Origin of the sequence: Streptomyces drozdowiczii, from assembly GCF_026167665.1 — a bacterium.
Taxonomy (GTDB): domain Bacteria; phylum Actinomycetota; class Actinomycetes; order Streptomycetales; family Streptomycetaceae; genus Streptomyces; species Streptomyces drozdowiczii_A.
In genome coordinates, this window is record NZ_CP098740.1 from 1,637,251 (window position 1) to 1,657,714 (window position 20,464).

General features: G+C 72.1%; 15 protein-coding genes and 5 pseudogenes. 3 read left to right on the forward strand and 17 right to left on the reverse strand.

What is annotated here, in order from left to right; all coding sequences use genetic code 11:
• Positions 1-38: 38 nt before the first annotated feature.
• The 10 genes and pseudogenes from NEH16_RS07160 to NEH16_RS07205 all read right to left on the reverse strand — a co-directional run bounded on the left by NEH16_RS07160 (position 39) and on the right by NEH16_RS07205 (position 10,999).
• Complete coding sequence (locus NEH16_RS07160) at positions 39-731, reverse strand: response regulator (RefSeq protein WP_073967462.1); 693 nt, start codon at positions 729-731, stop codon at positions 39-41.
• Between the two features lie 80 nt (positions 732-811).
• The gene (locus tag NEH16_RS07165) at positions 812-3,355 is read right to left on the reverse strand and encodes a sensor histidine kinase (RefSeq protein WP_265540219.1); all 2,544 of its coding nucleotides are present in this window, start codon (positions 3,353-3,355) and stop codon (positions 812-814) included.
• Between the two features lie 143 nt (positions 3,356-3,498).
• Positions 3,499-4,233, reverse strand: a complete 735-nt coding sequence (locus tag NEH16_RS07170) for an ABC transporter ATP-binding protein (RefSeq protein WP_265540221.1) — start codon at positions 4,231-4,233, stop codon at positions 3,499-3,501.
• 78 nt (positions 4,234-4,311) lie between these two features.
• Positions 4,312-4,965: a potassium-transporting ATPase subunit KdpC gene (gene kdpC / locus NEH16_RS07175; protein WP_265540223.1), complete on the reverse strand. Its 654-nt coding sequence runs from the start codon at positions 4,963-4,965 to the stop codon at positions 4,312-4,314.
• 6 nt (positions 4,966-4,971) lie between these two features.
• A pseudogene (kdpB, locus tag NEH16_RS07180) lies at positions 4,972-7,025 on the reverse strand (potassium-transporting ATPase subunit KdpB).
• Between the two features lie 26 nt (positions 7,026-7,051).
• Positions 7,052-8,715: pseudogene (gene kdpA, locus NEH16_RS07185) on the reverse strand (potassium-transporting ATPase subunit KdpA).
• A 7-nt stretch (positions 8,716-8,722) separates the two neighbouring features.
• Positions 8,723-8,812, reverse strand: coding sequence for a K(+)-transporting ATPase subunit F (kdpF, locus tag NEH16_RS07190; RefSeq protein WP_018520580.1), 90 nt, complete (start codon positions 8,810-8,812; stop codon positions 8,723-8,725).
• A gap of 304 nt (positions 8,813-9,116) precedes the next feature.
• Positions 9,117-9,880 (reverse strand): annotated as a pseudogene (locus NEH16_RS07195) (DUF3710 domain-containing protein).
• A 1-nt stretch (position 9,881) separates the two neighbouring features.
• Positions 9,882-10,415 carry a dUTP diphosphatase gene (gene dut, locus NEH16_RS07200; RefSeq protein ID WP_073967455.1) on the reverse strand — a complete coding sequence of 178 codons (534 nt, stop codon included), beginning with the start codon at positions 10,413-10,415 and terminating at the stop codon, positions 9,882-9,884.
• Positions 10,415-10,999: a PaaI family thioesterase gene (locus NEH16_RS07205; RefSeq protein ID WP_026171827.1), complete on the reverse strand. Its 585-nt coding sequence runs from the start codon at positions 10,997-10,999 to the stop codon at positions 10,415-10,417. The genes dut and NEH16_RS07205 overlap by 1 nt, the downstream gene beginning before the upstream one ends.
• A 57-nt stretch (positions 11,000-11,056) precedes the next feature.
• On the opposite strand from NEH16_RS07205, the gene NEH16_RS07210 reads away from it, so the two are divergent.
• Positions 11,057-11,515, forward strand: a complete 459-nt coding sequence (locus NEH16_RS07210; protein ID WP_073967454.1) for a DUF3093 domain-containing protein — start codon at positions 11,057-11,059, stop codon at positions 11,513-11,515.
• Here the strand turns inward: NEH16_RS07210 and NEH16_RS07215 are convergent.
• The 4 genes and pseudogenes from NEH16_RS07215 to NEH16_RS07230 form a co-directional block, all read right to left on the reverse strand.
• Positions 11,512-12,455: pseudogene (locus NEH16_RS07215) on the reverse strand (hypothetical protein). The gene NEH16_RS07210 and the pseudogene NEH16_RS07215 sit on opposite strands and share 4 nt — an antisense overlap.
• Positions 12,456-12,468: 13 nt before the next feature.
• The gene (locus NEH16_RS07220; RefSeq protein WP_003965732.1) at positions 12,469-12,765 is read right to left on the reverse strand and encodes a DUF4193 domain-containing protein; all 297 of its coding nucleotides are present in this window, start codon (positions 12,763-12,765) and stop codon (positions 12,469-12,471) included.
• Between the two features lie 405 nt (positions 12,766-13,170).
• A pseudogene (locus NEH16_RS07225) lies at positions 13,171-14,381 on the reverse strand (sensor histidine kinase).
• A 26-nt stretch (positions 14,382-14,407) separates the two neighbouring features.
• A complete protein-coding gene (locus NEH16_RS07230) occupies positions 14,408-15,061 on the reverse strand; it encodes a response regulator transcription factor (RefSeq protein WP_073967451.1) in 654 nt (217 codons plus the stop codon).
• 385 nt (positions 15,062-15,446) lie between these two features.
• Here NEH16_RS07230 and NEH16_RS07235 point away from each other — a divergent pair, with 385 nt between their 5' ends.
• On the forward strand, positions 15,447-15,623 hold the full coding sequence (locus NEH16_RS07235; RefSeq protein ID WP_018105385.1) for a hypothetical protein: 177 nt from the start codon (positions 15,447-15,449) through the stop codon (positions 15,621-15,623).
• A gap of 86 nt (positions 15,624-15,709) precedes the next feature.
• Here NEH16_RS07235 and NEH16_RS07240 read toward each other — a convergent pair whose 3' ends face one another.
• Both NEH16_RS07240 and NEH16_RS07245 read right to left on the reverse strand, forming a co-directional pair.
• Positions 15,710-16,540: an inositol monophosphatase family protein gene (locus tag NEH16_RS07240; protein ID WP_265540319.1), complete on the reverse strand. Its 831-nt coding sequence runs from the start codon at positions 16,538-16,540 to the stop codon at positions 15,710-15,712.
• Between the two features lie 36 nt (positions 16,541-16,576).
• Complete coding sequence (locus tag NEH16_RS07245) at positions 16,577-17,704, reverse strand: ferrochelatase (RefSeq protein WP_265540321.1); 1,128 nt, start codon at positions 17,702-17,704, stop codon at positions 16,577-16,579.
• Positions 17,705-17,912: 208 nt separating this feature from the next.
• On the opposite strand from NEH16_RS07245, the gene NEH16_RS07250 reads away from it, so the two are divergent.
• The gene (locus tag NEH16_RS07250; protein WP_073967448.1) at positions 17,913-19,235 is read left to right on the forward strand and encodes a D-arabinono-1,4-lactone oxidase; all 1,323 of its coding nucleotides are present in this window, start codon (positions 17,913-17,915) and stop codon (positions 19,233-19,235) included.
• Positions 19,236-19,242: 7 nt separating this feature from the next.
• Here NEH16_RS07250 and NEH16_RS07255 read toward each other — a convergent pair whose 3' ends face one another.
• Positions 19,243-20,250 carry a hypothetical protein gene (locus NEH16_RS07255; RefSeq protein WP_265540323.1) on the reverse strand — a complete coding sequence of 336 codons (1,008 nt, stop codon included), beginning with the start codon at positions 20,248-20,250 and terminating at the stop codon, positions 19,243-19,245.
• Positions 20,251-20,464: the final 214 nt, after the last annotated feature.

Consider the following 20,464-nt stretch of genomic DNA (forward strand, 5'->3'; position numbering starts at 1 on the left):
ACCCGTACGGGGGACGGGTGCGGGCCCGTCCGCCGGTTTCAGGCGCGCTCGAAGCGGTAACCCATGCCGGGTTCGGTGACGAAGTGGCGGGGGTGGGAGGGGTCCGCCTCCAGCTTCCGCCTGAGCTGGGCCATGTAGACGCGCAGGTAGTTGGTCTCGGTGCCGTACGAGGGCCCCCAGACCTCCTGGAGCAGTTGGCGCTGGCTGACGAGCCGGCCGCCGTTGCGGACCAGGACCTCCAGGAGGTGCCACTCGGTGGGCGTGAGCCGCACGTCGCGGCCGTCGCGGTGGACCTTCTTCGCGGCGAGGTCGACGGTGAAGCCCTCGGTCTCCACGATGACGACCTGGTCGCCGCCGTCCTGGCCGACCGGCTCGGCCCGGCGCACCGCGGCCCGCAGCCGGGCCAGCAGTTCGTCCATGCCGAAGGGCTTGGTCACGTAGTCGTCGGCCCCCGCGTCCAGCGCCTCGACCTTCTCGTCGGAGGTGTGGCGGGCCGAGAGGACCAGGATCGGGACCCGGGTCCAGCCGCGCAGGCCCCGGATCACGTCGACGCCGTCCATGTCGGGCAGCCCGAGGTCGAGCACGACGACGTCCGGGTGGCGGGTGGCGGCGAGCTGGAGGGCGGTGGCCCCGTCGGGCGCGGCGTCCACCTCGTACTTGCGCGCCTTCAGGTTGATCACGAGGGCGCGTACGATCTGCGGCTCGTCGTCGACCACAAGCACCCGGGTCATCGGGGTCCTGCCTTTCTGCTGGGCGTACGTCGGTGCGGGGAGCTGCGGGAGATCCGGGCGGTCCGGGCGGTCGGCGCGGTTCACGAGGTGATCCGCGCGGGAAGGCCGGGGGCTGCCGGGGCGTGGCCCGGTGCCGCCTTGAGGGTGAGGACCATGGTGAGGCCGCCGCCCGGGGTGTCCTCGGCGTCCAGCGTGCCGCCCATGGACTCGGCGAAGCCCCGGGCCACCGCGAGGCCGAGGCCGACCCCGGCGCCGCGCGGGGCGTCCCCGTACCGCTGGAAGGGCTCGAAGATGCGCTCCTTGCCCTCGTCCGGGACGCCCCGACCGCGGTCGGTCACCCGGAGTTCGACGCGGGCGCCGAGCGCGCTGGCCGCCACGGTGACGCGGTCGCCGTCGGGGCTGTACTTCACGGCGTTCTCCACGATGTTGGCGACCGCCCGCTCCAGGAGCCCGGGGTCGACGGCGACCATGGGCAGCGTTTCGGGTATGTCCAGGTCGACGCTGTCCTCGGGGACGCCGCCCAGCGCCATGGGGACCACCTCGTCCAGGTCGATCTCGCGGATGAGCGGGGTGACGGTGCCGGTCTGGAGGCGGGACATGTCCAGGAGGTTGCCGACGAGGTGGTCGAGGCGGTCGGCGCCGGCCTCGATGCCCTCCAGGAGTTCCGCCTCGTCGTCCTCGGACCAGGCGACGTCGTCCGAGCGCAGGGAGGAGACGGCGGCCTTGATCGCGGCGAGCGGGGTGCGCAGGTCGTGGCTGACGGCGGCCAGGAGCGCGGTCCTGATGCGGTTGCCCTCGGCGAGTCTGCGGGCCTCCTCGGCCTCGTCCACCAGGCGCTGGCGGTCCAGGACGACGGCGGCCTGGGCGGCGAACGCGCCGAGCACCCGGCGGTCCTCGGCGGGCAGCACCCGGCCGGTGAGCGCCAGGGCCATGTGGTCCCCGACGGGCATGTCCACGTCGGCGTCCTCCGGCCGGGCGGCCGGGGCCGGGCCGACGCTCCCGGCGCAGGTCCATGGGTCGACGTCGCTGCGGCGCTCCAGCAGGGCGACGGAGCCCATGCCGAAGGTCTCCCGGACCCGGTCCAGGAGGGCGGCGAGCGTGGTCTCGCCGCGCAGCACGCTGCCGGCCAGGAACGACAGGATCTCGGACTCCGCGCGCAGCCGGGCGGCCTGGTGGGTGCGGCGGGCCGCGAGGTCCACCACGGAGGCCACCGCGACGGCCACCGCGAAGAAGATCACGATGGCGACGAAGTTCTCCGGGTCCTGGACGGTGAGCGTGTGGGTGGGCGGGGTGAACCAGTAGTTCAGGAGCAGGGAGCCGGCGGCGGCCGCGGCGAGGGCGGGCAGGAGTCCGCCGATCAGGGCGGCGGCGACGGTCATGAAGAGGAAGAGCAGGACGTCGTTGGCGAGCCCGGGGCCGGATTCCAGCGCCTTGAGGAGCACCGCGAGGAGCACCGGGCCGCCGACGCCGACCGCCCAGCCCCAGATGATGCGGGCCCGGCCGAGGCGGGCGCCCCGGGCGATGGGCAGGCCCCGGCCCTTGGCGACCTCGTCGTGGGTGACGATGTGGACGTCGAGGTCGGTGCCGGACTCGCGGGCGACGGTGGCGCCGACGCCGGGTCCGTAGATGTACTGCCAGGTCTTGCGGCGGCTGGAGCCGAGGACGATCTGGGTGGCGTTGACGCCCCGGGCGAACTCCAGGAGCGCCGAGGGTATGTCGTCGCCGATGACGTGGTGGAAGGTGCCGCCCAGGTCCTCCACGAGGGTGCGCTGGACGGCCAGCTCCTTGGGCGAGGCGGAGGTCAGCCCGTCGCTGCGGGCGATGTAGACGGCCAGGATCTCGCTGCCGGAGCCCTTGGCGGCCATCCGGGCGGCGCGGCGGATCAGGGTGCGGCCCTCGGGGCCTCCGGTGAGGCCGACGACGATGCGTTCGCGGGCCTGCCAGGTGGTGCGGATGTTGTGCTCGCCCCGGTACTGCTGGAGGTATTCGTCGACCCGGTCGGCGACCCAGAGGAGGGCCAACTCGCGCAGGGCGGTGAGATTGCCGGGGCGGAAGTAGTTGGAGAGGGAGGCGTCGATCCGGTCGGGCTTGTAGATGTTGCCGTGGGCCATGCGGCGGCGCAGGGCCTGGGGCGACATGTCGACCAGTTCGAGCTGGTCGGCGCGGCGGACGACCTCGTCGGGCACGGTCTCGCGCTGGCGGACGCCGGTTATGGACTCGACCACGTCGCCGAGGGATTCCAGGTGCTGGATGTTGACGGTCGAGACGACGTCGATGCCGGCCTGGAGCAGTTCCTCGACGTCCTGCCAGCGCTTGGCGTTGCGGGAGCCCGGCACGTTGGTGTGGGCCAGCTCGTCCACCAGGGCGACGGCCGGGGCGCGCTCCAGGACGGCGTCGATGTCCATCTCGGTGAAGACGGCCGAGCGGTGCTCGATCTCGCGGCGCGGGACGGTTTCGAGGCCGTGCAGCAGGGTCTCGGTGCGCGGGCGGTCGTGGTGCTCCACGAAGCCGACGACGCAGTCGGTGCCGCGTTCGACGCGCCGGTGCGCCTCGGCGAGCATCGCGTACGTCTTGCCGACGCCGGGTGCCGCACCGAGGTAGATCCGAAGTTTGCCGCGCGCCATGGCCCCATTGTCTTCCGGAACAGGCGGCTGCCGCCGTGGCAGCCATGGTTCGAAAGTACCTGGTGAATTTCCGGCATATCGGACGGGGGGTGGGGAAGCGGCGGGATTTGACGCAACCCTGATACCGCTCCCCGGGCCGCCGGTCAGTGCTCGATGATGTGGCCGTCGCTGAGTTCGAGGACCCGGTCCGCGAGGCCGAGGAGCTGGGCGTCATGGGTGGCGACGAGCGCGGTGACGCCCTCGCCGCGCACGACGGCGCGCAGCAGCTCCATCACCGCGAGCCCGGTCTCGGCGTCGAGCTGTCCGGTCGGCTCGTCCGCGATCAGCAGGGCGGGCCGGTTGGCCAGCGCGCGGGCGATGGCCACGCGCTGCTGCTGGCCGCCGGAGAGCTCACCGGGGCGCTGGGCGGCGTGGTCGGCGAGGCCGACGAGGGAGAGCAGCAGCGACACCCGCTCCTCGCGCTCCTTCGGGTCGGCCTTGCGCAGCCGCAGGGGCACGCCCACGTTCTCGGCGGCGGTGAGGATCGGAATCAGGCCGAACGACTGGAAGATGAAGCCGATCCGGTCCCGGCGCAGCTCCAGGAGCCCGTTCTCGCCGAGCGAGGAGAGGTCGGTGCCGTCGACGGTGATCCGGCCGCCGTCCGGGGCGTCGAGGCCGCCGACGAGGTTGAGCAGGGTCGTCTTGCCGGAGCCGGAGCGCCCCTTGAGGGCGACGAGCTCGCCGCGCGGCACCTCGAAGGAGACGCCGCGCAGCGCGTGCACCGCTCCCGCGCCGGAGCCGTAGGAGCGGTGCAGGTCCTCGACGCGGACCATGGGGCCGTCGGCGACCGCCGCGCCGGCTCCCCCGCCGGTACTGGTGTCGGCGGTGTTCTCGGTCATGGCGCTCCCCCGTGGGTCCTCGGTCCTGTCGGCCGCCAGTATGTGCAGGTGACACGGGACCGGGCAATGCCCCGCCGGTCAGTGCTCCGCGGTCACCAGCTGCCGCAGGGCGATGTTGAGCCGGAGGACGTTGACGCGCGGTTCCCCGACGAAGCCGAGTTCCCGGCCCTCGGTGTGCCGCTCCACCAGCGCGGCGACCTGCCGGGCGTCGAGGTGGTTGCGCGCGGCGACACGGCGGACCTGGAGGTGGGCGTACGCGGGTGAGATGTCCGGGTCGAGTCCGGAGCCGGACGAGGTGACCGCGTCGGGCGGCACCGCGGCGGGGTCCACCGGATGCCCGGGGACGGAGTTGTCGCGGACGACGGCCGCCCTGGCGGCGGTGACCCGGTGGACCAGCTCGGGGTTGTCTCCGGCGAGGTTGGACGCGCCGGAGACGAGCAGCGAGTACTGGGTGTTGAGGCTGTTGGTGCCGAGCCCTTCGGAGGGGCGCGGCTGGAACCACTTCAGGTCCGGGGCGCCTCCCGGCAGGTCGTAGCGCTGGCCGATGAGGTCGGAGCCGACGACCTTGCCGCTCTCGCTGACTTCGGAGCCGTCCGCGCGTCCGGGCATGAGCAGCTGGGCGGCTCCGGTGACCGCGAGCGGGTAGAGGACGCCGCAGACCAGGGTGAGGACGAGCAGGGCGCGCAGGGCGGCCCAGAGGCGGCGGACGGGGTTGCGTACGGATGTGTTCATGGCGGGTCAGCCGATTCCGGGGACGAGGGAGAGGAGCAGGTCGATGAGCTTGATGCCGGCGAAGGGGGCGATCAGGCCGCCGATGCCGTAGACGGCGAGGTTGCGCCGGAGCATGGACGCGGCGCCGCCGGGCCGGTAGCGGACGCCCCTGAGGGCGAGCGGGACGAGCGCGACGATGATCAGCGCGTTGAAGATCACCGCGGAGAGGATCGCGGTGCGCGGCGAGGACAGGTCCATGATGTTGAGCCGGTCCAGGCCCGGGTAGAGCGCGGCGAACATCGCGGGGATGATCGCGAAGTACTTCGCCACGTCGTTGGCCAGCGAGAACGTGGTCAGCGCCCCGCGTGTGATCAGGAGCTGCTTGCCGATCTCCACGATCTCGATGAGCTTGGTCGGGTCGGAGTCCAGGTCGACCATGTTCCCGGCCTCCTTGGCGGCCGAGGTCCCGGTGTTCATGGCGACGCCGACATCGGCCTGGGCGAGCGCCGGGGCGTCGTTGGTGCCGTCACCGGTCATCGCGACGAGCCCGCCGCCGGCCTGCTCGCGCTTGATGAGGGCCATCTTGTCCTCGGGCGTGGCCTCGGCGAGGAAGTCGTCGACGCCGGCCTCCTCGGCGATGGACTTCGCGGTCAGCGGGTTGTCGCCGGTGATCATGACGGTGCGGATGCCCATGCGGCGCAGCTCGGCGAACCGTTCCGGCATGCCCTCCTTGACGACGTCCTTGAGGTGGACGACGCCCAGGACCCGCGCCCCGTGCCCGTCCTCCACGGCCACCAGGAGCGGGGTGCCGCCGGCCGCCGCGATGCGGTCGGTGAGGGTCCGCGCCTCGTCCGGGACGCTGCCGCCACGCTCCCTGACCCAGGCGACGACGGCTCCGGTGGCGCCCTTGCGGACCTTGCGCCCGTCCACGTCCACGCCCGACATGCGGGTGCGGGCGGTGAAGGCCACCCAGGTGGCGCCGGACAGCTCGCCCGCGTGGCGTTCGCGCAGCCCGTACCGCTCCTTGGCGAGGACGACCACGGACCGGCCCTCGGGCGTCTCGTCGGCCAGCGAGGCGAGCTGGGCGGCGTCCGCGAGTTCCGCGCCGGTGACCCCGGCGACGGGCAGCAGATCGGTGGCGCGGCGGTTGCCGAGGGTGATGGTCCCGGTCTTGTCGAGCAGCAGCGTCGAGACGTCCCCGGCCGCCTCCACGGCCCGCCCGGACATCGCGAGCACGTTGCGCCGCACGAGCCGGTCCATGCCCGCGATGCCGATCGCGGAGAGCAGGGCGCCGATGGTGGTCGGGATCAGGCAGACCAGGAGCGCGGTGAGCACGATCATGGACTGCGCGTCGCCGGCGTACACGGCGAAGGGCTGGAGGGTGACGACGGCGAGCAGGAAGACGATCGTGAGGGACGCCAGGAGGATGTTCAGGGCGATCTCGTTGGGCGTCTTCTGCCGGGCGGCGCCCTCGACCAGGGCGATCATCCGGTCGATGAACGTTTCTCCGGGCTTGGTGGTGATCCGGACGACGATCCGGTCGGAGAGCACCTTCGTACCGCCGGTGACGGCGCTGCGGTCACCGCCGGACTCGCGGATGACGGGGGCGGACTCGCCGGTGACGGCGGACTCGTCCACGCCGGCCACGCCCTCCACGACGTCCCCGTCGCCGGGGACGATGTCGCCCGCCTCGCAGACGACCAGGTCGCCGACGCGGAGGTCGGTGCCGGCGACGCGCTCCTCGCGGTCGCCGGTGAGGCGGCGGGCGACGGTGTCCGTCTTCGCCCGGCGCAGGGTGTCCGCCTGGGCCTTGCCGCGGCCCTCGGCGACCGCCTCCGCCAGGTTGGCGAAGACCGTCGTGAGCCAGAGCCAGCCGGTGATCGCCCAGCCGAACCAGTCGCCGGGGTCCAGGGCGGCGAGGACGGTGGTGAAGACGGACCCCACGAGGACCACGAACATGACCGGGGAGGTGGCCATCGCTCGGGGTGGAGCTTGCGCAGTGCTTCGGGCAGCGCGGCGAGCAGCGTCTTCGGGTCGGACAGCGCGGCGCCGGCACGCCCCTGCCGCACGGCTGCGGTCATCGGGCTCTCCTGCTTCGTACGAGTGGTCATGACGCCAGCCCTTCGGCCAGCGGGCCCAGGGCGAGGGCCGGGAAGTAGGTCAGGCCGGCGACGACCACGACGACCGCGGCCAGCAGTCCGCTGAACAGCGGGTGTGGGTGGGGAGGGTGCCCGAGGTCGCCGGGACGGGCCGCTGCTCGGCGAGCGAGCCGGCGAGGGCCAGGACGAACACCATGGGCAGGAACCGGCCGAGCAGCATCGCGAGCCCGATCGTGGTGTTGAACCACGGGGTGTCCGCGGCCAGCCCGGCGAACGCCGAGCCGTTGTTGTTGGCGCCGGAGGTGTAGGCGTACAGGATCTCGGAGAAGCCGTGCGCCCCCGGGTTCGCCACCGAGTGGGGCGGGGTGGGCAGCGCGACGGCGACGGCGGTGAAGCCGAGCACCAGGGCCGGGGTGATGAGGAGGTAGCAGGCGGCGAGCTTGATCTCGCGGGTGCCGATCTTCTTGCCGAGGTATTCGGGCGTGCGGCCGACCATCAGTCCGGCCACGAACACCGCGATGACCGCCATGATCAGCATGCCGTAGAGGCCGGAGCCGACGCCGCCGGGCGCGATCTCGCCGAGTTGCATGCCGAGCAGCGTGATGCCGCCGCCGAGGCCGGTGAACGAGGAGTGGAAGGAGTTCACCGCACCGGTCGAGGTGAGCGTGGTGGCCACGGCGAACAGCGAGGAACCGCCGATCCCGAACCGGGTCTCCTTGCCCTCCGTCGCCCCGCCCGCGAGCTGGAAGGCGGCGCCGTGGTGGGCGGACTCGGTCCACATCATCAGCGCGGAGAAGCCGAGCCAGAAGACGAGCATCGTGGCGAGGAGCGCGTACCCCTGCCGGACCGAGCCGACCATCCGGCCGAAGGTGCGGGTCAGGGCGAACGGGATGACGAGGATCAGGAAGATCTCGAAGAGGTTGGACAGGCCGCTGGGGTTCTCGAAGGGGTGCGCGGAGTTGGCGTTGAAGTAGCCGCCGCCGTTGGTGCCCAGCTCCTTGATGGCCTCCTGGGAGGCGACGGCGCCGCCGTTCCACTGCTGCGCACCGCCGGTGAACTGCCCGACCTGGTGGATGCCGGAGAAGTTCTGGATCGCCCCGCAGGCGACGAGGACGAGTGCGCCGACGACCGCGATCGGCAGCAGGACGCGTACGGTGCCGCGCACCAGGTCGGCCCAGAAGTTGCCGAGTTCCCCGGTGCGGGAGGCGGCGAACCCTCGTACGAGGGCCACCGCGACGGCCATGCCGACGGCGGCGGAGACGAAGTTCTGCACGGCGAGGCCACCGGTCTGCACGACGTGGCCCATGGCCTGCTCACCGGCGTACGACTGCCAGTTGGTGTTGGCGACGAACGAGGCGGCCGTGTTGAACGCCTGGTCCGGGCTGATCGAGGAGAAGCCGAGCGAGCCGGGCAGGGCGCCCTGGAGCCGTTGCAGCAGGTAGAGGAAGAGGACGCTCACGGCGGAGAAGGCGAGGACACCGCGCAGATAGGCGGCCCGGCGCATCTGCGTGTCGGGGGTGACACCTATCGCCCGGTAGATCCACTTCTCGGCCCGCAGATGGCGGGGCGAGGTGTAGACGCGGGCCATGTGGTCGCCGAGCGGTCGGTACGCCAGCCCCAGCGCGACGACGAGCGCGAGGAGCTGGAGCACACCGGAGAGGACGGGACTCATGTCGGGCTCAGAACCTCTCCGGGAAGAGGAGGGCCAGGACGAGGTAGCCCAGCAGGGCGGCGGCCACGACGAGGCCGGCCACGTTGTCCGCGGTCACAGCTTCGCCACCCCCTTGGCGACGAGTGCCACCAGCGCGAAGACCGCGATCGTGGTGACGACGAAGGCCGCATCGGCCATCGGATGCTCCTGAATGAGGTGTCGATGAATCGGACCCCTTGAGCAAACCTCCGGCCGGCACCGCCGTGACCTGCGTTGATGCCTCCCTTACGGAAGTGGGCCCGGCCTTGACGACGCCCGTACGCCGCCGATACGCGCCCCGTACGCGCCGGCGCACGCAAAAGCCGGTGGGCCGCACCCCGGGAAGGGGTGCGGCCCACCGGCCGATGGACGCGGGGTGCGGGTCAGCGCACCTCGGTGATCTCGGGACCGCGCTGGAGGCCCGCCATGCCACCGGAGAACTTCGAGCCCTCCTGCTCCTCCTGCTGGACGCCCTCGGGGACCATCTGGGCGTCGTTCGGGAGCTTGAGGACGATCGGGTCGCGCGGGGCCATCGGACCCTCGCCGCGGACGACCACGGTGTCCCGGAAGACCGACTCCAGGAGCCCGGCCGCCTCCGGCTGCACGGCGCCCTGGCCGGAGATCACGCCGCGCAGGAACCAGCGCGGGCCGTCGACGCCGACGAAGCGCACCAGCTGCACGCCGTTCGCCCCGTCGGGCAGCTGTACGGGGACCTGAGCGCGCAGCTCCCAGCCCAGCGGGCCCTCGACCTCGTCGATGATGCCGCCCTGCTGGGTGATGCCCGTGGCGATCTCCTCGCGGACCTCGCCCCAGATGCCCTCCTTCTTGGGGCGGCGAAAGCCTGGAGCTGGATCGCGCTGTCGCGCATCACGACGGTGGCGGCGACGATCGCGTCACCGGCGACCTCCACGCGCAGCTCCATGCCCTCGACGCCGGGCACGAAGATGCCGCCCAGGTCGACCCGGCCGTCACCGGGCTGGGACACCTCGCTGATGTCCCACGGACCGTCCGGGCGCGGCGCCGGCGGAAGGTTCGTCCGGCGGGTCTCGCCCTCGGCGTCATCCTGCTCGTCGACGACCTGCTCGGCCTCGCGCGCCTCGGCCGCCGTGTCATCGGCGGCACCACTGTTCTTGCGACGTCCGAACACGTCACTGTCCTTCCCGGTCGGATTCGACCGAAGCGTAGCCGTTCCCGCCCTGGGGAACCCCGCCCCGGACGCCATCAACATCAGCGGCGGCATGGCCGCCGGTGGACCCGAAGCCCCCTTCGGCCCGCGCCGAGCCGGGAAGCTCCGACACTTCGTGGAAGCGCACCTTCTCGACCTGCTGCACGACCAGTTGGGCAATCCGGTCGAACCGCTCGAACCGCACGGACTCGCGCGGGTCGAGATTGATGACGATCACTTTGATCTCTCCACGGTACCCGGCATCGACCGTCCCCGGGGCATTCACCAGGGCGACTCCGCAGCGGGCGGCGAGACCGGATCGTGGGTGCACGAACGCGGCGTACCCGTCGGGCAGGGCGATCGAAACCCCGGTGGGCAGTACGGCCCGCTCCCCGGGCGCCAGCTCGGCGGCCTCGGTGGTCACCAGGTCCGCACCGGCGTCGCCGGGATGCCCGTAGGCCGGAAGCGGAACGTCCGGGTCGACCCGGCGGATCAGGACGTCGACGGGGTGGCGCATCACGGGTTCACCTCGAAGGCGCGGGCGCGCCTGACCTGGTCGGGGTCGGCCATGGCCGCCTGGATCTCGGCGGGCCGGCCGTTCTCGATGAAGTGGTCGACCTTGACCTCGATGAAGAGGGCGTCGGCCCGCACCGCGACCGGTCCGTCCGGGCCGCCGATCCGGCCGGTCGCGCGGGAGTAGATCTTCCGCCCGTGCACTGCGGTGACCTCGGCGTCGAGGAACAGCACGGTGTCGACGGGGACGGGCCGCACGAAGTCGGTCTCCAGCCGTCCGGTGACCGCGATGACCCGCAGCAGCCAGTTCAGCGAGCCCAGCGTCTCGTCCAGCGCCGTGGCCAGCACGCCGCCGTGCGCCAGGCCCGGGGCGCCCTGGTGGGCCGCCTTCACGGTGAACTCGGCGGTCACCCTGACGCCCTCGCCGGCCCGCGCCTGGAGGTGCAGTCCGTGGGGCTGTCCGGAGCCGCAGCCGAAGCAGTGCTCGTAGTGCGCGCCGAGGAGCTCGCCGGGGGCCGGGGCTTCGGGGTGCCGGACCGGTTTCACCGCGTCGGCCGGGGGCGTCAGAGCCGCAGATGTTCCACTCACAGGCGCAGACCTTACCCGCGCGCCCGGCCACCGGTCGCGCCGTGCCAAGCTGGAGCCATGCAGCCTTCGACCCCGCCCTACGACGAACGCCTCACCGCACCCCGTTCGTGGTGGCTGATCGCCGTCCTGATCGGCATCGCGTGCGCGCTGATGCTGCTGCCGCTGGGCACCCTGCCGCTCCTCGCCGGCCTGGCCGGCGGCACGGTCCTGTCGGCCGTCGCGGTCAGCTCGTACGGCTCGGCCCGCATCCGCGTGGTCGCGGGCGCGCTCGTCGCGGGGGACGCCCGGATCCCGCTCTCGGCGCTCGGCGAGGCCGAGGTGCTGGACGCCGAGGAGGCGCGCGCCTGGCGCACGCACAAGGCGGACGTCCGGGCCTTCATGCTGCTGCGCAGCTACATCCCGACGGCGGTCCGGGTGGAGGTCACCGACCCGGACGACCCGACCCCGTACGTCTATCTCTCGACGCGCGACCCGAAGGCCCTGGTGGCGGCGGTGAACGCGGCGGTCCGGGCCTAGGGCCTCTCAGGTCTCAGGGGCGGCTGTTCCGGGAGGCGGTCCCAGGGGATCTGCTTCTCGCGCAGGTCCTTCCTGACCCGTTCGGCGAGCTTCTTCGTGTCGCGCCGGTTCATGGACGCCCCGACCGCGGCGCCGACCATGAAGGGGATCAGGCTCGGCAGGTCGCGCACGGTGCGCTTCATGATCTGGCGGCGCAGCTCGCGCTTCATCCGGCCGCTCAGCGCCGCGTCGACGGAGGCGGGGCGGGTGACCTCGATGCCGCGCTCCTCGGTCCAGGCGGTGAGGTAGGCGGTGGAGCGCCGGCCGATGCCGCCCGGGGACGGCGTCCGTAGACCTCGTGCAGCTCGGCGACGAGCTTCATCTCTATGGCGGCGACGCCGGTGACCTCGGCCGCCAGCTCGGCGAACATCGCGGGCGGCACGGGCATCATGGCCGCCGCGCCGATTCCGGCGCCGACGGTGGCGGTCGCGCGGCTCGCGCCCACGACGAGGCGGTCCGCGATCTCCTCCGGCCCGAGGCCGGGAAAGTGCTTGCGCAGGGTGGCGAGGTCGCGCACAGGGACGCGGGGAGCGATGTGGATGATCAGGTCCGCGATATGACCGATCGCTTCCTTGGCGCTCTCCCCGCCCTTGCGTACGCCCCGTTTCACTGAACTCAGACGGCCTGCCCCGGTCACGGGCTCCGTCCTGCCGACCTGTCCGGCCCCATCGGCCGTGTCGACTCCGGCAGCCTCACGGGCTGCGCGTACCGCTACTTCGGCTGCTTCGAGCGAGGCCGCCTGCAGGCCCCGCTCGTCGTCCTGTCCGTCCGGCGAAGGTGGCAGGGCGGACCGCTCGGCAGGCGCCTGCGCGCCTTCTGCCGGGCCTGTACCGCCCTGGTGCGCCTCCGGGGGCCTTCTGCCCCAGGGGCGCCGCTTGCGGAACGGTGTGTCCCCTGCCACGGCCGACCGGATCTCAGTCGCAGTCGCGGCAGATCGGCTGGCCGTTCTTCTCGCGGGCCAGCTGGCTGCGGTGGTGCACGAGGAAGCAGCTCATGCAGGTGAACTCGTCGGCCTGCTTGGGCAGGACCCGTACGGCGAGCTCCTCGTTGGAAAGGTCCGCGCCGGGCAGTTCAAGGCCCTCGGCCGCGTCGAACTCGTCGACGTCGACGGCGGACGCCGTCTTGTCGCTCCGGCGCGCCTTCAGCTCTTCAAGGCTGTCCTGATCGACGTCGTCGTCGGTCTTGCGTGGGGTGTCGTAATCCGTTGCCATGTCGCTCTCCCCCTCTGGGTGTCTGCGGTGTCTCAGCGCTCGTAACGCGTGAGAGGCCGGACTTGTGCCCGACCTGAGGCGGAGATTTTGCCTCACATCAAGGTCTGTTACTCAATCGACACCCAAAAGGACCGCTCGGGAGTGATCGGCTTGGGTGGCGATGGGGACCGTACACGGTCCTGGCGGCACCCTTTACAGGCGCCACCCCGTGTACTTCCCGTCATGCCCGCCCCCGAAAACCCGGTGTTTCGCCGGGTTTCCGGTGACTTCCCTGGTCACGGAGCGTGGACAGGGAGATATTCGCTCCTGTGATCGATCACACACGGACTCTCCGGGATCAGGTCCCGAAAATTCCGCTCAAAGCGAACAAAAAATAATCGGTGCGCAAAGATCCTCGCGAGCCGGTCAGACCGGCAGAGAGACGCGCATCACCAGACCACCGCCTTCGCGGGGCTCGGCGATGATACGGCCGCCGTGGGCGCGGGCGACGGACCTCGCGATCGACAGTCCGAGTCCGACCCCCTTGTCGCTGCCCGTCCGCTCCGTACGAAGCCGCCTGAAGGGCTCGAAGAGGTTGTCGATCTCGTACGCCGGGACCACCGGGCCCGTGTTCGAGACGACGAGCAGGGCCTGGCCGGGCAGCAGCGCCGTGCTCACCTCGATCCAGCCGTCCTCCGGGACGTTGTAGCGGACGGCGTTCTGCACGAGGTTCAGCGCGATGCGCTCCAGCAGGACGCCGTTGCCCTGGACGACGGCCTCGGCCAGCTCCTCGCGCATCTCCACGCCCTTGGCCTCGGCCTCGCCGCGTGCCTGGTCCACGGCGCGCGAGGCGACCTCGGCGAGATCGACGGGCTTGCGCTCCACGATCTGGTTGTCGCTGCGGGCGAGCAGCAGCAGGCCCTCCACCAGCTGCTCGCTGCGCTCGTTGGTGGCCAGCAGCGTCTTGCCCAGCTGCTGGAGTTCGGGCGGGGCCTCCGGATCGGAGAGGTGGACCTCCAGCAGCGTGCGGTTGATGGCCAGCGGCGTGCGCAGCTCGTGCGAGGCGTTGCCGACGAACCGCTGCTGCGCGGTGAAGGCCCGCTCCAGCCGGTCCAGCATGTCGTCGAAGGTGTCGGACAGCTCCTTGAGCTCGTCGTCCGGCCCGTCCAGCTCGATGCGCCGGGCCAGGTCCGTGCCGGCGACGGTCCGGGCGATGCGGGTGATCCGGCCCAGCGGCGAGAGCACCCGGCCGGCCATCCCGTAACCGAAGGCGAAGGCGATGATGCTGAGCCCGACCAGGGCCAGCAGCGACCGGTTCAGCAGCGTGTCCAGGGCCTGCTGGCGCTGGTGGTTCACGCAGGCGTTCATCGCGGCGTTGAAGTCGTCCGGGGGCGCCTTCTCGGGCAGATTGCAGACATCGCTGGTCACCTGGCCGCTGGCGACCTTGAACGGCAGCTCACTGCCCACATGCATGGCCTGGGCGGCGAGCATGTAGATGATCGACAGCAGCAGGATGCCCGCGATCAGGAACATGCCCCCGTACAGCAGCGTGAGCCGTATCCGGATGGTCGGGCGCAGCCACGGGTAGGGGGCTCCTGCTGTTTGGGCTCCCAGGTGGGTTTGGGGGGCGCCGCCATGGGCGGCGGGACGGCCGGCACCGGCGTCAGATCCGGTAGCCGGAGCCGGGCACCGTGACGATCACGGGCGGCTCACCGAGTTTGCGGCGCAGGGTCATGACGGTCACCCGGACGACGTTGGTGAAGGGGTCGGTGTTCTCGTCCCACGCCTTCTCCAGCAGCTGCTCCGCCGAGACGACGGCGCCCTCGCTGCGCATCAGGACCTCCAGGACGGCGAACTCCTTGGGCGCGAGCTGGACCTCCTGGCCGCCCCGGAACACCTCCCGGCGGTTGGGGTCGAGCTTGATGCCGGCCCGCTCCAGGACGGGCGGCAGCGCGACGGTCGTACGGCGGCCGAGGGCCCGGACCCGGGCGGTCAGCTCGCTGAACGCGAACGGCTTGGGCAGATAGTCGTCGGCGCCGAGCTCCAGGCCCTCCACCCGGTCGCTGACGTCCCCGGAGGCGGTCAGCATGAGCACCCTGGTGGGCATGCCGAGCTCGACGATCCGGCGGCAGACGTCGTCGCCGTGCAGCAGGGGGAGGTCGCGGTCGAGCACCACGACGTCGTAGTCGTTGACCTCGATGCGCTCCACGGCCGCGGCCCCGTCGTACACGACATCGACGGCCATGGCCTCACGGCGCAATCCGGTGGCCACCGCATCGGCGAGCAGCTGCTCGTCCTCCACGACGAGTACGCGCACGGCGCTTCCTTCCCTAGAACTTCGCAAGCGGTCTGCACCACGGGGCTCCGGGGCGCCCGGGGCGGCCACGCCGCCCGCGCCGCGGGCAGGGGCCCCGGCACACTTGTGCGGCTCCATCCTGCCCGTAACCCGCATAAACCGGCGGTAAGACGTCCCGCCCCGACCTGCGGCTTCGAGGAAGCGTCGGGATTTCCGGGCCAGTTGAGGTTTCTCTGAGCTTCGGGGCGGGGAGTACGCATTCACACCCGCGATCACGTCTTCCCATGTGGCGTTGTCACAGGCCCCTCCGTCCCCCGGAGAGTGCGTGATCACCCGCCCTACCGCCTCGGCGGAGGGAAACCCGGGCACACCCCCGTGCCACCGACCCACGATGAGGGGGCGCTTCATGGACGCTTTCACCGCAGGTCTGCTGCAACGCATCAAGACGACCGAGGACGACCTCACGAAGGCCCGCGAGACGGGCGACGACTTCCTCGCGGACGTCGAGCAGAGCGAGCTGGACGACCTCCGTCGTCTCGCCGCCGAGCACGGTGTGCGGATCAGCACGACGACGAACGCCTGACCGTCGCTTTGGGCCGAGGGCCCCGCAGCCGCTTCACGGTGGCTGCGGGGCCCTTCCGGCGCCCGGGGGCCTGGGGACGGCCGCGTCTAGTCGTGCCAGGCGCCCAGCCCGTCCAGGAGGGCCTGGAGCGGTTCGAAGACCCCGGGGGACGCGGCGACGGTCAGCTCGCCGTCGGCCGGCCTGCCCGGGCGCCCGCCGGTGAGGGCACCGGCCTCCCGGGCGATGAGGTCGCCCGCCGCCAGGTCCCAGGGGTGCAGCCCGCGCTCGAAGTAGCCGTCGAGCCGGCCGGCGGCCACGTCGCAGAGGTCGATCGCGGCCGAACCGCCGCGCCGGATGTCCCGCACCTGCGGGATGAGGTCGTGCGCCACCTCGGCCTGGTGGGCGCGGACCTCGGCGACGTAGTTGAAGCCGGTGGCCACCAGCGACTCGGCGAGGGGGGCGGTGGGCCGGCACCGCAGCCGGACGTGCTCGTCGCCGTACGGGCCGCCCGTGACGAAGGCTCCGTGGCCGCGGCGCGCGAAGTACGTCTCGCCGCGCATCGGGGCCTCCACCACACCGGCGACCCGCTCGCCGTCCACCTCGACGCCGATGGAGACGGCCCAGGACGGGAGTCCGTAGAGGTAGTTCACCGTGCCGTCGAGCGGATCGATCACCCAACGCACTCCGGTGCTGCCCTCGGCGGTCGTGCCGCCCTCCTCACCGAGGTAGCCGTCCAGGGGGCGGCGCTCGACCAGGAACTCGGTGATCAGCTTCTCGGCGGCGATGTCCATCTCGGTGACGACGTCGACCGGGCTGGACTTGGTCGCGGCCACGCCCAGTCCCGCCGGACGCCCGTCGCGCAGCAGCCGGCCGGCGAGTCGGGCGGCTTCCAGGGCGAGGTCGAGCAGGACATCCGACGCGTGCTCGGTTTCGGTCACGGCGCTCCCTAGGAGGTTGAGAGGGTGGGGAAAGGCTTACGCGTAGGGGCTGTCGGCGCCCGCGGCGGCGGGCTTGGGCGCCCGGGCCGGGCAGCAGCCGACCGGGCAGAGGTCGTGGCTCGCGCCGAGCGTCCCGAGGGCGCACCGCCGCGGCTCGCGGCCCTGCTCGGCGGCGGCCCGCTCCAGGACCAGCTCGCGCACGGCGGCGGCGAACCGGGGATCGGCGCCGACCGTCGCGGAGCGGCGTACCGGCAGGCCCAGCTCGGCGGCCTTGGCGGTGGCCTCGGTGTCGAGGTCGTACAGGACCTCCATGTGGTCCGAGACGAAGCCGATGGGCGCCATCACCACGGCGGGGACCCCGTCCCCGTGGAGCGCGTCGAGGTGGTCGCAGATGTCGGGCTCCAGCCACGGGATGTGCGGCGCGCCGCTGCGCGACTGGTAGACGAGCTTCCAGGGGTAGGCCGTGCCGGTCCGCTCGCGCACCGCGTCCACGATCAGCCGGGCCACCTCCAGGTGCTCGGCGACATAGGCGCCGCCGTCCCCGTGCGCCTCCACGGGGCCCGAGGTGTCGGCGGCCGAGGTGGGGATGGAGTGCGTGGTGAAGGCCAGGTGTGCGCCGGGGCGCACCGCGTCGGGCAGGTCCGCCAGCGAGGCGAGGACGCCCTCGACCATGGGCTCCACGAAGCCGGGGTGATTGAAGTAGTGCCGGAGTTTGTCCACGCGCGGGACGGGAAGGCCCTCGGCCTCCAGGGCGGCCAGTGACTCGGCGAGGTTCTCGCGGTACTGCCGGCAGCCGGAGTACGAGGCGTAGGCGCTGGTCGCCAGGACGGCGATGCGGCGGTGGCCGTCGCCGACCATCTCGCGCAGGGTGTCGGTGAGGTACGGGGCCCAGTTGCGGTTGCCCCAGTACACGGGCAGGTCGAGCCCGTGCTCGGAGAAGTCCTTGCGCAGTGCGTCGAGCAGGGCCCTGTTCTGGGCGTTGATCGGGCTGACGCCCCCGAACAGGAAGTAGTGCTTGCCGACCTCCTTGAGCCGTTCCTCGGGGATGCCCCGGCCGCGGGTCACGTTCGCGAGGAACGGGACCACGTCGTCCGGCCCTTCGGGGCCGCCGAAGGAGAGCAGGAGCAGGGCGTCGTAGGGGGCGGGATCGCGCAGATCGGACATGCCGTCGATCCTGCCACCCGCGCGCGGGCGGGGTCGCACCGACGTCCGGAGCGGGCGCTTCCGGCCACCGCCCGGGGTGCCGGGAGGGGTGGATGAATATGCGGGACTCGTGAGTATGATCCCCCTCCAACCGGCCGGTAACCCGTGGTTTCCGTCCGGGGGAAACGCCGGCTGGGTGGGCCGGTTCCTAGGGAAGGGCGCGGGGAAGATGACCGAGACCTACGCACGGACGGCGACGGGCCCGTGGCGCAACTGGGCGGGGACCGTCACCGCGCGGCCGGCCCGGACCGTGTCCCCCGCGTCCGTGGACGAGCTGGCCGAGGCGCTGCGCAGGGCGTCCGAGGACGGGCTGCGGGTGAAGCCGGTCGGCACCGGCCACTCGTTCACCGCGACCGCGGCCACCGACGGGCTGCTGATCCGGCCCGATCTGCTGACCGGCATCCGCGAGATCGACCGCACGGCGATGACGGTGACGGTCGAGGCGGGCACCCCGCTTAAGCGCCTGAACACCGCGCTGGCCCGCGAGGGCCTGTCGCTCACCAACATGGGCGACATCATGGAGCAGACGGTCGCCGGAGCCACCTCCACCGGCACGCACGGCACCGGCCGTGACTCGGCGTCCATATCCGCGCAGATACGCGCCCTGGAGCTGGTCACCGCGGACGGCACGGTGCTGACCTGTTCGGAGACCGAGAACGCCGATGTGTTCGCGGTGGCGCGGATCGGGCTCGGCGCACTCGGCGTCATCACCGCGATCACCTTCGCCGTCGAGCCGGTCTTCCTGCTGACGGCCCGCGAGGAGCCGATGAGCTTCGACCGGGTGACGACCGACTTCGATCAGCTCGTAACCGAGAACGAGCACTTCGAGTTCTACTGGTTCCCGCACACCGGGAACTGCAACACCAAGCGCAACAACCGCAGCGCCGGCCCCGCCGCCCCGCCCGGCAAGGTCAGCGGCTGGGTCGAGGACGAGCTGCTGTCCAACGGCGTCTTCCAGGTCGCCTGCGCGCTCGGCCGGGCCGTGCCGGCCACGATCCCCTCGATCGCCAGGATCTCCAGCCGGGCCCTGTCGGCGCGTACGTACACCGACATCCCGTACAAGGTGTTCACCAGCCCGCGCCGGGTGCGGTTCGTGGAGATGGAGTACGCGCTGCCGCGTGAGGCCGCCGTCGAGGCGCTGCGCGAGGTCCGGGCGATGGTGGACCGCTCGCCGCTGCGGATCAGCTTCCCGGTGGAGGTGCGCACCGCGCCCGCCGACGACATCGCGCTCTCCACGGCGTCGGGCCGGGAGAGCGCGTACATCGCGGTCCATATGTACCGGGGCACGCCGTACCAGGCGTACTTCACGGCGGTGGAGCGGATCATGACCGCGCACGGCGGCCGCCCGCACTGGGGCAAGATCAACACCAGGGACGCCGCGTACCTCTCCGGGGTGTACCCGCGTTTCGGCGAGTTCACGGCCGTACGGGACCGGCTGGACCCGGACCGGCTGTTCGGCAACGACTACCTGCGCCGGGTGCTGGGCGACTGACCCGCGCTCACTCCCCCGCTCCGGTGTCCTCGGGCGCCGGGGCGCCGTCCGTGGCCGTCGGGTCGGGGGCCGCGCTCTCGCCGCCGTCCGTGGCGCTCGGGGTGGGCGTGGGCGTGGGCTCGACGCCGCCGCCCGCCGGGTCCGACGGGGTGGGCGAGGGGGTCGCGCCTTCGGTGGGAGCGCCGCTGCGGTCCGGCTGCGGGGCGGTGCCGTCGTCGTCCTGGCCGCCCGTGCCGGGGGTCGCCGTGTCCTGGTCCCGCTGCGCGGGGTCCGACGCGTCCTGACCGGGGCGGGTGGTTTCGGCGGGCGTGGGGGTGGAAGGGCCGTCGTGGCGCTCACCGCGTACGACGGAGCCCACGGTCGTCCCGTGGCCGCCGCTCAGATCGCCGCCGGAGATCAGTTCGTACGTGGTGATGCCGGCCATCGACACCACGAAGACCACGGCCGCGCCGATGGCCGACCGTTTCCAGCCACGCATCCGGGTGCCGTGCGTGGTCGCCTCGGAGAACTCCCCGTCCGGCGCGGTCCCGGCGCCGGGGACGCGCAGCACGGTCGTCGCGTCGGGCTCCACGCGGCGCAGGAGCGTCGTCTCGTCGGGCCGCGGGTCCGCCCGGCGCAGGAGCATCGTCTCGTCCGGGCGCTGCTCCACCCGGCGCAGCGCCGTCGTGGCGTCGTCCACCGCTCCCAGCAGTACGGTCTCCTGCGGCGTGGGCTCCGGCCTCCGCGCACCGGTCTCGCGGGTGCGGACGGTCACCTCGCGGTCCGGGTGCTTCACCTGGACCGTGACCTCGCGTATCTGCTCGCCCGTACGACGGAAGAAGTGCTGGAACACCGAGCCGCCGCAGGTCGCCACGACGCTCATGACTCCGGCGCCCGCGATGGTTCCGTACACACCGAGCTGGGAAGCCGCAACGGCCGCCGCCACCGCGGCGACCGCACTGCCCGCCACCTGGGGCAGGCTCAGATCGATCCGCCTCTCCTTGGGTTCTGTGTCGCTTTCCGGCTTCTGCACCATTTCCAGCCCTTGATTGACATCTCTCCCACCCTGCACCAACTAGGGACACGCGAGCGAAGCCGAAAGTTCCGGTTGCGTGGATTATGTGAAGCACGACACGGATCATGATCGGGAGGCGTCTGGAGGGGTAGGCCAACTCCCGCACCTCACGAGAACTTCGACGGCGCGGCGGTCCACCCACATGGCCCGAATGGAGTACTGTGGCGAGCCCTGG